14 protein-coding genes, 1 tRNA gene and 1 pseudogene are annotated in these 9,592 nt (G+C 58.0%); 12 read left to right on the plus strand and 4 right to left on the minus strand.

What is annotated here, in order from left to right; all coding sequences use genetic code 11:
- Positions 1 to 47 precede the first annotated feature (47 nt).
- From ACTD9P_RS11350 to ACTD9P_RS11365, 4 genes are all read left to right on the plus strand, one after another.
- Entirely contained in the window at positions 48 to 260 is a 213-nt protein-coding gene (locus ACTD9P_RS11350) for a cysteine-rich CWC family protein (protein WP_017137305.1), read from the plus strand.
- Positions 260 to 952 carry a pseudouridine synthase gene (locus tag ACTD9P_RS11355; protein WP_438867806.1) on the plus strand — a complete coding sequence of 231 codons (693 nt, stop codon included), beginning with the start codon at positions 260 to 262 and terminating at the stop codon, positions 950 to 952. Before ACTD9P_RS11350 ends, ACTD9P_RS11355 begins: the two co-directional genes overlap by 1 nt.
- A gap of 304 nt (positions 953 to 1,256) precedes the next feature.
- Positions 1,257 to 2,141, plus strand: coding sequence for an alpha/beta fold hydrolase (locus ACTD9P_RS11360; RefSeq protein ID WP_438867807.1), 885 nt, complete (start codon positions 1,257 to 1,259; stop codon positions 2,139 to 2,141).
- A gap of 178 nt (positions 2,142 to 2,319) precedes the next feature.
- Positions 2,320 to 2,393: transfer RNA gene (locus tag ACTD9P_RS11365), tRNA-Gly, on the plus strand.
- Positions 2,394 to 2,587: 194 nt separating this feature from the next.
- Here ACTD9P_RS11365 and ACTD9P_RS11370 read toward each other — a convergent pair.
- Positions 2,588 to 2,827 carry a DUF6124 family protein gene (locus ACTD9P_RS11370; protein WP_200430714.1) on the minus strand — a complete coding sequence of 80 codons (240 nt, stop codon included), beginning with the start codon at positions 2,825 to 2,827 and terminating at the stop codon, positions 2,588 to 2,590.
- 464 nt (positions 2,828 to 3,291) lie between these two features.
- Between ACTD9P_RS11370 and ACTD9P_RS11375 the strand changes: the two genes are divergently transcribed.
- Positions 3,292 to 3,585: a type II toxin-antitoxin system RelE/ParE family toxin gene (locus ACTD9P_RS11375; protein WP_200430715.1), complete on the plus strand. Its 294-nt coding sequence runs from the start codon at positions 3,292 to 3,294 to the stop codon at positions 3,583 to 3,585.
- A 2-nt stretch (positions 3,586 to 3,587) separates the two neighbouring features.
- A complete protein-coding gene (locus ACTD9P_RS11380) occupies positions 3,588 to 3,896 on the plus strand; it encodes an addiction module antidote protein (protein ID WP_438867808.1) in 309 nt (102 codons plus the stop codon).
- A gap of 4 nt (positions 3,897 to 3,900) precedes the next feature.
- On the opposite strand, the pseudogene ACTD9P_RS11385 reads toward ACTD9P_RS11380, so the two are convergent.
- Together ACTD9P_RS11385 and ACTD9P_RS11390 are read right to left on the minus strand one after the other, a co-directional pair.
- Positions 3,901 to 4,122 (minus strand): annotated as a pseudogene (locus ACTD9P_RS11385) (MFS transporter); the annotation flags it as partial.
- 36 nt (positions 4,123 to 4,158) lie between these two features.
- Positions 4,159 to 5,322, minus strand: a complete 1,164-nt coding sequence (locus tag ACTD9P_RS11390; protein ID WP_438867809.1) for an MFS transporter — start codon at positions 5,320 to 5,322, stop codon at positions 4,159 to 4,161.
- A 95-nt stretch (positions 5,323 to 5,417) separates the two neighbouring features.
- Here ACTD9P_RS11390 and ACTD9P_RS11395 point away from each other — a divergent pair, with 95 nt between their 5' ends.
- The 5 genes from ACTD9P_RS11395 to ACTD9P_RS11415 all read left to right on the plus strand — a co-directional run bounded on the left by ACTD9P_RS11395 (position 5,418) and on the right by ACTD9P_RS11415 (position 8,082).
- Positions 5,418 to 6,311: a LysR family transcriptional regulator gene (locus ACTD9P_RS11395; RefSeq protein ID WP_438867810.1), complete on the plus strand. Its 894-nt coding sequence runs from the start codon at positions 5,418 to 5,420 to the stop codon at positions 6,309 to 6,311.
- Positions 6,312 to 6,478: 167 nt separating this feature from the next.
- A complete protein-coding gene (locus tag ACTD9P_RS11400; RefSeq protein WP_017736377.1) occupies positions 6,479 to 6,661 on the plus strand; it encodes a type II toxin-antitoxin system HicA family toxin in 183 nt (60 codons plus the stop codon).
- 22 nt (positions 6,662 to 6,683) lie between these two features.
- Complete coding sequence (locus ACTD9P_RS11405) at positions 6,684 to 7,094, plus strand: type II toxin-antitoxin system HicB family antitoxin (protein WP_438867811.1); 411 nt, start codon at positions 6,684 to 6,686, stop codon at positions 7,092 to 7,094.
- A 75-nt stretch (positions 7,095 to 7,169) separates the two neighbouring features.
- Positions 7,170 to 7,493: a hypothetical protein gene (locus ACTD9P_RS11410; RefSeq protein WP_438867812.1), complete on the plus strand. Its 324-nt coding sequence runs from the start codon at positions 7,170 to 7,172 to the stop codon at positions 7,491 to 7,493.
- Positions 7,494 to 7,581: 88 nt separating this feature from the next.
- Positions 7,582 to 8,082: a methylated-DNA--[protein]-cysteine S-methyltransferase gene (locus tag ACTD9P_RS11415; RefSeq protein WP_438867813.1), complete on the plus strand. Its 501-nt coding sequence runs from the start codon at positions 7,582 to 7,584 to the stop codon at positions 8,080 to 8,082.
- On the opposite strand, the gene ACTD9P_RS11420 is transcribed toward ACTD9P_RS11415, so the two are convergent.
- Positions 8,083 to 8,865 carry a GNAT family N-acetyltransferase gene (locus tag ACTD9P_RS11420; RefSeq protein ID WP_438867814.1) on the minus strand — a complete coding sequence of 261 codons (783 nt, stop codon included), beginning with the start codon at positions 8,863 to 8,865 and terminating at the stop codon, positions 8,083 to 8,085.
- Between the two features lie 179 nt (positions 8,866 to 9,044).
- Between ACTD9P_RS11420 and ACTD9P_RS11425 the strand changes: the two genes are divergently transcribed.
- Positions 9,045 to 9,470: a low affinity iron permease family protein gene (locus tag ACTD9P_RS11425; RefSeq protein WP_438867815.1), complete on the plus strand. Its 426-nt coding sequence runs from the start codon at positions 9,045 to 9,047 to the stop codon at positions 9,468 to 9,470.
- Positions 9,471 to 9,592: the final 122 nt, after the last annotated feature.

A 9,592-nucleotide genomic window follows, 5' to 3' on the forward strand; every position in this document is an offset into this window, starting at 1 on the left:
GGCGGGGCTGTATCGTGCAGGGAATTGCGCGATACAGCCCGAATGCCATGACCACACCCACCCTTTGCCCTGCCTGCGGTGCCCGCAACGACTGCACCCTGGCCGACCCACGCACCGCCGACCAAGCCTGTTGGTGCTACAGCGTCACCATCGACCCGGCGGTGCTCGAAGCGCTGCCCGATGAATTGCGCAATAAAGCCTGCCTGTGCCCACGCTGTGCGCAGGTAGATGCGCAATTGCGTGGGGCTGAACAGCCGTAATGCGCGTTGATCGTTTCCTCAGCAACCTGCCGCGTTTCAATCGTAAGCAAGTGCGTGTGCTGCTGGTTGAGCGACGGGTGACGGTCGATGGCGTGGCCGTCAGCGATCCGCACCATGAAGTGCGAGCGTTCAGCCGCGTGTGTGTCGATGACGAGGTACTGCAAGCCGGCAAACCGGCGCGTTATTTCATGCTGCACAAACCCCAAGGCTGCGTGAGCGCTACCGCCGATCCGGTGCATCCCACCGTGCTTGATTGGCTGAGAGAACCGGACAAGCATGAGCTGCACATCGCCGGCCGTCTGGATTTCAACACCACCGGGCTGATGCTGATCACCAACGACGGCCAATGGTCGCGGCGCCTGACCCAACCCCAGACCAAACTGCCCAAGGTTTATCTCGTTGAAACCGAGCAGGACATTGGTCCTGAGTATGCAGTGACCTTTGCTGCAGGCCTGTATTTCGCCTTTGAAGATCTCACCACCCAGCCCGCCGAACTTGAGCTACTCGGCCCAAGGTCCGCACGCCTGAGCATTATCGAAGGCCGCTACCACCAAGTGAAGCGCATGTTCGGGCACTTTGATAACAAGGTGATCGGCCTGCACCGTGAGCGGATGGGGCCTTTGGTGCTGGATACCACCCTTGCGCCGGGCGAATATCGGGAACTGGCCGACGAAGAAATCCGACAGGTCTGACGACCGTTCGGCCGGTGATGGCAAAAAACCAGCTTGGCACCTTGCGAGCTGGCGTCTGTGCTGCTTGAATCAAGACGTCAGCCAAATTATGACTGGCGAGTCGCCCCATAACCTCCAAGAAACACCTTGCCCCGCCCGCGCTTGATCTACGGGTCTTCCAGGCAAACAGCCCGCCATAACAACACCCGTCGGCCAGCCGTATCCGGACCGACATGGGCCTCATATTCCAGGCGTATGCCTACCTGTCATAAAGCTCGTGCAGAGTGATCTGCGCGCCCTACCCGCTTGCCAGGAGTCTAACGACATGAGGCCAGAAATCGCTGTGTTGGATATACAGGGTCAGTATCGGGTTTACACGGAGTTCTATCGCGCGGACGTTGCTGCAAAGACCATCATCCTGGTCAACGGCTCCATGGCCACCACGGCATCCTTCGCTCAAACCGTGAAAAGCCTGTACCCGCAGTTCAACGTGGTTTTGTACGACCAGCCCTACGCTGGCCGCTCCAAAATCCATAACCGTCATGAGCACATGCTGACCAAGGAAGTCGAAGGCCAGATCCTGCTGGAACTCATCGACCACTTCGGCGCCGAACACGTGCTGTCGTTCTCCTGGGGTGGTGCCGCAGCCCTGGTCGCCCTCGCCCACCGGCCACGCCGCGTGGAGAAGGCCGTGATCAGCTCGTTCTCGCCGGTGATCAACACCCCCATGCGCGACTACCTCGAACGCGGCGTCGACTACTTGGGCAATCTGGATCGCCACAGCGTCGGCCACCTGGTCAACAGCACCATCGGCAAACACCTGCCGTCACTGTTCAAGCGCTTCAACTACAAGCATGTGAGCGGCCTGGCCGAGCATGAATACGGGCAGATGCACTTCCACATCAGCCATGTGCTCAACAGTGACCGGCTGTGCTACCTCAAGGCCGCCAGGCAGATCGACATTCCGGTGCTGTTTTTGAATGGCGAATGGGATGAGTACACCAGCGCCGAGGATGCCAAGCTGTTTGGCCAACACGTGGCCAACAGCAGCTTCAGCACCATCCAGGCGACCGGGCATTTTCTGGACATGGAACACAAGGCGGCCTGCAGGGATAGCCGGGATGCGGTGGTGGGCTTTTTGAAACCAGAACGCCAGGTGAGCCGGTTGCGTTATCACCAGGGCCAGACGCAGCATGCGTTTGCGATTTGAAAGGCGGCTTACTGTGGCGAGCAAGCTTGCTTGCGCTGGGGTGCGAAGCGGCCCCACAATTTTGGGAGCGCTTCGCACTCCAGCGGGAGCAAGCTCCCTCGCCACAGGTAACTCACACATTTTTCGAAGAAAAACTTCAAATCCCGGCGAACATCTGGTACAAAGTCAGCCGCTCTGAGCGGGTATAGTTTAATGGTAGAACAGTAGCTTCCCAAGCTTCCGACGAGGGTTCGATTCCCTCTACCCGCTCCACTCAGATTTTGGTCTTGCGTCAGGTTGGTTCTGGCGGGAGATGCATAAAAAAACCGGCCCTTGGTGGCCGGTTTTTTTATGTTCTAAATTTGGCTTCATGCCTGAGCGACCTGTTCCGATGCAGGGTATCTGGCTCCCCTTCCCCTTGGTATGTGCGGCCTGGGAAGGCAAGCCTGTTGCAGGGGGTGAAAAACCTACGCGGCGCGGTCGACGCGGTCTTGCGCCGCTTCTACCAGCATCAGCCCCAGTTCGATCATTTGCTGAATGGCCAAGGCCAGGTAGCGATGCTGAGAAGGCAGGCTTTCGGCGAACTCGGTGGTCATGGCACCGGCGCCAGCAATGGTTTCGTAGGCGTTGGCGAGCAAGGCTTCGGTGTTGGCTTCAGGGCGAACGCTGAATAGGGTCGCGGTTGGGTTGCAAGAGTCAGTACACATCTGTTGATCCTCGATAAGGACCACCTTCCAGAGCTACTAAACAATGGGTGGCGGCTGTATGCAGGTTAGTAGACCGGCGGATCAACGAAACCGGCGCACCCGAAAGTGCCCTGCGTACAGCCACCATTGAGAACAGACATCGAAATGCCTGACTGATAGGACAGCCATACGCCGTTGATCAAATCGAGCTACTAAACCCGACCGCTGATGGGCAGCGGCAAACGAACCTTAAAGCGCTCGTCCAAGGCGTACAACTCAGACGATTCTGAGTGTTGTGTAGGCAATAACGCAACATTCAGGACCGCTGTACCGTTCTCCTTCAGACCGTAAATTCTGGCAATAGGAAAACCCTGAAGAAGGTTTGAAACCGGCACGCCCTCGCATCACTCTCCCCAGCCTTCGACACAGTCATGTCGCTTGCCAACCCGTATCCAAGTAGATACAGTGAAACTCTGTGAGGCCCCGTGCGTTATTCGATCCAGCAAACCCAAGCCTTCACTCACTGGTGCTCGGCAATCCGCGATCTGCGAGCAAAAATCACCATTGCTCGACGTATCGAGCGAGCCAGTGTGGGAAACCTGGGTGATTTCAAGATGCTGGGCGGCGGTATTTCAGAGATGCGGATAGACGTTGGTGCGGGTTATCGCGTTTATTTCACCCTGCGCGGCAGGGAGGTCGTCATCTTGCTGGCAGGTGGCGACAAGTCATCACAAGAGGCCGATATCCGGCGGGCAAAGCAATTAGCAAAGGAGGTTTGAGCATGACTCAAACACTGACGACATTTGATATGGCCGAGCTGCTCGACAGTGATGAGGCCATCAGCGAATACCTTTCTCAGGTGCTGGCAGACGGTGATAACGAGGAGTTTCTTCGAGCATTAGGCTACGTCGCCAAAGCCCGTGGCATGACAAAGATCGCCACTGATGCGGGTGTAGGCCGCGAGAGCTTGTACAAGGCATTTGCCCCAGGCGCCAAACCGCGTTTTGAAACGGTTCTGAAGGTGCTTCACTCACTGGGCATTGATCTGCTGGCTCGGCCTGGGCATTCCAGCAGTCACTCGATTGCCTGAGGCGCACACCACCAAACACCACCGGCGCCAGCGCGCCGCCGCCGATTGTGCCGGTGTAGAACACCGCAAATGCTTGCTCGCGTTTTCCCGTCGCCGCCAGGTCCGGCATGGCGCCGCACAGCACTGAAGAAGTGCCATTGAGCATCAGGCCCAGTAGCGGCAGCATCACCATCAGGCCATTCAGCGGCAGGTACACGGCGGCTATGATCAGCAGCGCCGTGCTGGTTAGAGGTTTCTCGGGCAGGCACAGCGATTGTGTCGGTCATGAGGCTTGGATCAACTCAGGTTTAAGAGGCTTCCAGCCAGTCAGGGCGATCAACAACGTCAGCAGTTGAAAACCGATGATCAGCGCTACACACCCTGCCCAGCCCCAGCGCTCCCACATCAATGCGGGAACGATGGCACCACAACTGCCACCCAGGTAATAGCACGTGAGGTAAACGCCCACGGCACCCGCCTTGTTACCCTGCGCAGTGGCGCTGATAAATGCATTGGCGGCGGCCTGGGCGAGAAAGACCCCAGTCGAACTGAGCGCCAGGCCCACCACGATGCACCACAGCGACGGGGCCAGGGTCAGTGCCGAGCCACTGATGCCCAGCACGGCAGCCACAGCCAGCAGCTCGGCGTGGGGCCGGGCTTTGCTGAGGCGACCGGCGATCGGGATCACGATCAAGGCCAGCAGAAACACCATGTACAGCGTGCCCAAGGCCGCAGGCCCGAGGTTGAAAGGCGGTAGGCCAAGGTACAGGCCCGCGTAGGTAAATGCCGCAACCTGGGAGAACAACACACAAAACCCTACGGCGTAGGCAGCCACCAATGGCTTGCGAAAAATGCCTGACGAAGAAGCCTTGACCGGTGCGACTCGCGGCCGGTTATCGGGCAGCAAAAACTGAATGAACCCACCGACCATCAAGCTCAACACGGCCAACAATTCGAAGGCCTCGCGCCAGCCGACATATTCGGTCGTCACGCCGGTGATGAAGCGCCCGGCGAACCCGCCCAGCACGGTGCCTGCCACATAGAGGCTGGTGACTTCGGTCACCGTGGCGCCGCGCCAACGGTCGCCGATGTAAGCCACGCTGGTGGCAAATACCACCGGGATCAACATGCCTTCCACAAAACGCCACACCAGCACTTCGGCAAAGCTGCCGGCGTAGGCGGTCATCAGCGCGGGCAGCGCCAGCAACAGCGCGGCCACGGAAATGACCGTGCGTTGCTCAAAGCGCGCGGTCAGCCGGCTGACAAACGGCGCGGTCATCGCCACGGCCAGGGTGGTAATTGTGATACTCCAGCCCGCCGCCTTGGCGCTGATATGAAACTGTGCGGCGAAGGTGGTCAGGATGCTCTGCGTGGCATACAGGTTAAGAAACGCCGCGCAGCCACACAGGAACAGGGCAAGGCGGGCACAATGCAGGCGCGGTTTCATGAAACCTCTCGTTTTATTTTGTGAGGTCTTTATAGAATGGCCAGCAGGTCTTAAACCAATACCGAATTCGAACCGATCAATACCCAAGGATCAGGATGCTCGACCTACGCAAGCTGCGTTACTTTCTGACGGTCGCCGAAGAATTGCACTTCGGCCGCGCAGCCCTTCGCCTGCACTTGGCCCAGCCGCCGCTGACCCGGCAGATCTCGGCGCTGGAAACGGAGTTGGGCTTCAAGTTGTTTGATCGCACCAGCCGCACGGTTTCCCTCACCGCCCAGGGCCGTTCGTTCTTGCCCTATGCCCGTGGCGTGTTGGAACAGGTGGAACTGGCACAGGTAATCGCCGGTAAATTGGCCGCCGGGACTGCTGGGCAACTGACCCTGGGTTACGTCAGTTCGATCGTGCTGTCGGACCTGTTCAGCCAGGCGATCCAGGCCTTCGCCCAGGGTTTTCCCGATGTGCAGTTGACCTTGGTGGAATGCGCTTCCGGCAGCCTGGGCGCACAGGTGGCAGATGGGCGCCTGGATATCGGCCTCAGTCGTCTGCTGCCGCAAAGCCCGGCCGTGCAAGCGCTGTCGCTGGGTGAGGAGCGCTTGTGGGCGGCGGTTTCAAGTGAAAGCCCGTTAGCCGGCCAGGCACAGGTGAGCCTGGCGCAGCTCAGTGCTTACCCGCTGATTCTGTTTCCGCCCGATTATGGGTCGGGGTTGAATCAGTCGATCGAGCAGTTGTACCGACACCACGGCGTGCCGCTGCGGGCCGGGCCGACCGGGCGGCAGATCACCTCGATCATTGCGTTGGTGGCCGCCGGGCAGGGCGTGGCATTGGTGCCCGAATGTACCCGCAGCTTGATGAACAAGGGCGTCACCTATAAGCCCATGGTCGAGGTGGATGCCTGTGCGCAGCTGTTGGTGCTGACACCTGCAGCCAGCAAGAGCGTGTTGGCTGACGCATTTCTCGCCGTACTCGCCCAGGCTTTACACACCGAGTAACACCTCGAAAATCCCCGCAATACCTCTCTACGACGCCGTTTTCAAAGGCTCATACACTTCATTCAGCACTTACCGAAACGCCGGTCGTCAGCCGTCGGTAGGTAGAGTGTTGATAAATTATTGTCAGTGGTTATAGTCACCACCAACACACACCACAAGGAGGTGCTGTGGATAGCCGATATTTGATAGGTCACATTGTTGCGGACGGCTGGTACCTGGTGCGTACCCGAGGCAGTCATCACCACTTCAAACACCCGACCAAACCGGGGCTGGTGACGATTCCTCATCCAAAGAAAGACCTGTTGGACAAGACCGCCAAGAGCATTTTGAAACAGGCGCTGCTGAGCTGAGCGTCCCTGGAGGGCAATAGACATGCTTTACCCCATCGCAATTTCAACCGGTGACCAGGAAAACGCCTGGGGCGTGGAAGTGCCGGATATCCCTGGCTGCTACTCCGCCGGCGACGACCTGGACGACGCCATGGCCATGGCCCGCGAAGCCATCGAAGGGCACTTCGAAATCCTTGCAGAGGATGGCGCGCCGATTCCCACCGCTCAGAAAGTCACCCTGCACGCGGCCAACCCGGAATATGCCGACTGCATTTGGGCCTTGGTTGATATTGATGTCACTAAATATCTGGGCAAAGCGCAGAAGCTCAATATCACCCTGCCGGGTTACCTGCTGAATCGAATTGATGAATACGTGTTGCATCATCCTGAAGAAAAAAGCCGTTCCGGCTTTCTGGCATCGGCAGCACTAAAGGTTCTGCAGCAGGAACATTGACTTAAGCAAATTCCTAAAGCGACGAAGACGACCTTCGTTAAAAATGCGCACATATCTTACCCATGAGCAGAGCCAATGCGCGTGCCTGTACAAAAAACTGAGAGCCAAGTCGTTAGAAAGGTGGTGGGGCTGGTATTGATCATTCCACTGCTGTTACCGCTGACGCCAATCCCTTTCGGCCTGAGGAGCCTGGCGTCGATAGCGGTTCTGGCGGGATCCATCTATGGCGTCTGGTATTCAAGGCAGAACGCCAGCCGAGGCATCACACTCTGCGCAACCGCACTTGCGTTACTTAACCTCGGTTCATGGGTAGCACTGTCGACGCCCTCGATCGTCTGGTTCATCTATTTCGTCGCTTGGGCCTATGGTTCCGGTAACTGGATTCACTGGAGCATTTAGTCCCAGTAGAATTTGACCGCAAGAAACTGGGTTTCCCAACCGCCCACAAGGTGGATAGTGGCCCCCTACATCTTCAAGGAGTCCGCTCATGCCCTACCAATACAAGCTCATGCCTTCCCCCGTCGGCCAGCTCACCCTGGTGGCGCGCAACGGCAAACTCAACGCCATCCTGTGGGAAACAGAACGCGCCAATCGCGTGCGTCTGGGCGAGTTGCATCAAGCCGACGACAGCCCGGTATTGCTGGAAACCGAGCGTCAGCTACGGGAATACTTCACCGGCACCCGCAACCAGTTCGATCTGGAGCTGGATTTCGACGGCACCGATTTCCAAAAACAAGTCTGGCAGGCATTGCTGACCATCCCCTTCGGCGAAACCCGCAGCTACAGCCAGATTGCCCAGCAGATCGGCAACCCCAAGGCCGTGCGCGCGGTAGGCGCAGCCAATGGCCGCAACCCCATCTCGATCATTGCGCCCTGCCACCGGGTGATTGGTGCTTCGGGCGGGCTGACCGGGTTTGCCGGCGGCCTGGAGGCCAAGCAGTATTTGCTGGCGCTTGAAGATCGCGGCCAGGCAACGCTGGCCCTCTGATTACGCGTCTGCAATGGCGTCACGGGTAAAGGCCTGGCACTCGTACAAAGGCTCGAAACCCAGATGCCGGTACAATCCTAAGGCACCCTGCGAGGCCTCTAGAAAGCATCGCAGGGCCCCGAGGCTCGACGCGTGCAGCAGAGCGGCATGGATCAATTGAGAGGCGTACCCTCTGCCACGAAACCCCATGGTTGTGCCGATATCGCTAAGCCGGGCGCCGCCGTCACACAGGGACAACACCAGCGAAGCCCTTACCTGCCCCTCATCGGACAAGGTGAAGTGGTAAAGCGCCTGACCCGCGTTCAGGGCCCGCTGATGGCGGGCCTGATAACGCGCAACCTCCTCGGGCATTCTCATGAACGCACTGCCAAAGGGCTCAGCCCAATCGTGCATGTTCCGCGTCAGCTGGATCTGCACACCGCTCTCGCCTCGCCATGGAGCCAGGCCCGCCAGGTCACCCACCATCGCGGTGGTCTTTTCGGCGGGCTTAAAGCCGTGCGCCGAAAATACCTCGCCCAGCGCTTCGAGCTTTTCCTCATGGATCACCACACGTATTGCCTGCGTGGTACGCCGGACCAGCTCCAGCGGTGCGGCCAAAGCGTTGTCCGGCAAGGTGCTGCCGACCCGGATAAACAACAAATTGAACGGACTGAAATACTCATCGGTGAAATAAGCGTTGATACCGTCGCCGTAGCGGCGATGGGTTGAGCACACCGCGGCAAAAAAATGCTCTTCGGTTTTACAGTAGAGCGTGGGCAAGTCGCAGGTGGCATTAGCGTGCATGGGAAAACACCGGGATAAAAATCCAGTCTTGCTCCGGCCATTCATAAGGCGAAGTAGGCTTATTCCTAATAGCCGGAGGAAAAAGCACTACTGTGTTCAAATCCTCAAATGTAAAAAGAAATTTCAAAGCACGCCTGCGGTCAATAATTTCATCACCCACCGGTCAAGGAACAACGATCATGAAATTCTCTGCAGTCTCCCAATCTCTGTCCCGCTGGGCAGGCAGTGCCCGCACCTTCTACGCGGCTGTCGCACTGATTTTCCTGTGGAGCCTCAGCGGGCCTTATTTCCATTACAACGACACCTGGCAACTGATCATCAATACCTCGACCACCATCATCACTTTCCTGATGGTGTTCCTGATCCAGAACACGCAAAACCGCGACAACGACATCCTGCATATCAAGATCGACGAGTTGCTGCGCGTCTCCAAGGATGCGCAAAACGCTGTGCTGAGCCTTGATGGCCTGGACCGTAAAGAACTGGAAAAACTGCGCAAGGAATACCGCAGCATTGGCGCAGCAGGCAATGTCAGCCTTAACAGTAGCTGCGGCGAAGTGGTGGACGATGCAGCGACCAACAAGACCGATCTGAACCAGGCATAGAGTAGGAGGCGGATTCACATCCGCCGTCCTCTCACACCACCGTACGTACGGTTCCGTATACGGCGGTTCAGGTTATGCGATTAAGCCGGTTTATCGTATCCAGTATTGAGACCAGTCCGAGG

The organism is Pseudomonas onubensis, assembly GCF_965653655.1.
In the GTDB taxonomy this organism is placed as follows: Bacteria; Pseudomonadota; Gammaproteobacteria; order Pseudomonadales; family Pseudomonadaceae; genus Aquipseudomonas.

Bases quoted from the DNA above. Each gene is read 5' to 3' on its own strand.
- ACTD9P_RS11350 (WP_017137305.1), top strand. From the start codon at position 48: ATGACCACACCCACCCTTTGCCCTGCCTGCGGTGCCCGCAACGACTGC.
- ACTD9P_RS11355 (WP_438867806.1), top strand. From the start codon at position 260: ATGCGCGTTGATCGTTTCCTCAGCAACCTGCCGCGTTTCAATCGTAAG.
- ACTD9P_RS11360 (WP_438867807.1), top strand. From the start codon at position 1,257: ATGAGGCCAGAAATCGCTGTGTTGGATATACAGGGTCAGTATCGGGTT.
- ACTD9P_RS11370 (WP_200430714.1), bottom strand. From the start codon at position 2,827: ATGTGTACTGACTCTTGCAACCCAACCGCGACCCTATTCAGCGTTCGC.
- ACTD9P_RS11380 (WP_438867808.1), top strand. From the start codon at position 3,588: ATGACTCAAACACTGACGACATTTGATATGGCCGAGCTGCTCGACAGT.
- ACTD9P_RS11390 (WP_438867809.1), bottom strand. From the start codon at position 5,322: ATGAAACCGCGCCTGCATTGTGCCCGCCTTGCCCTGTTCCTGTGTGGC.
- ACTD9P_RS11395 (WP_438867810.1), top strand. From the start codon at position 5,418: ATGCTCGACCTACGCAAGCTGCGTTACTTTCTGACGGTCGCCGAAGAA.
- ACTD9P_RS11405 (WP_438867811.1), top strand. From the start codon at position 6,684: ATGCTTTACCCCATCGCAATTTCAACCGGTGACCAGGAAAACGCCTGG.
- ACTD9P_RS11410 (WP_438867812.1), top strand. From the start codon at position 7,170: ATGCGCGTGCCTGTACAAAAAACTGAGAGCCAAGTCGTTAGAAAGGTG.
- ACTD9P_RS11415 (WP_438867813.1), top strand. From the start codon at position 7,582: ATGCCCTACCAATACAAGCTCATGCCTTCCCCCGTCGGCCAGCTCACC.
- ACTD9P_RS11420 (WP_438867814.1), bottom strand. From the start codon at position 8,865: ATGCACGCTAATGCCACCTGCGACTTGCCCACGCTCTACTGTAAAACC.
- ACTD9P_RS11425 (WP_438867815.1), top strand. From the start codon at position 9,045: ATGAAATTCTCTGCAGTCTCCCAATCTCTGTCCCGCTGGGCAGGCAGT.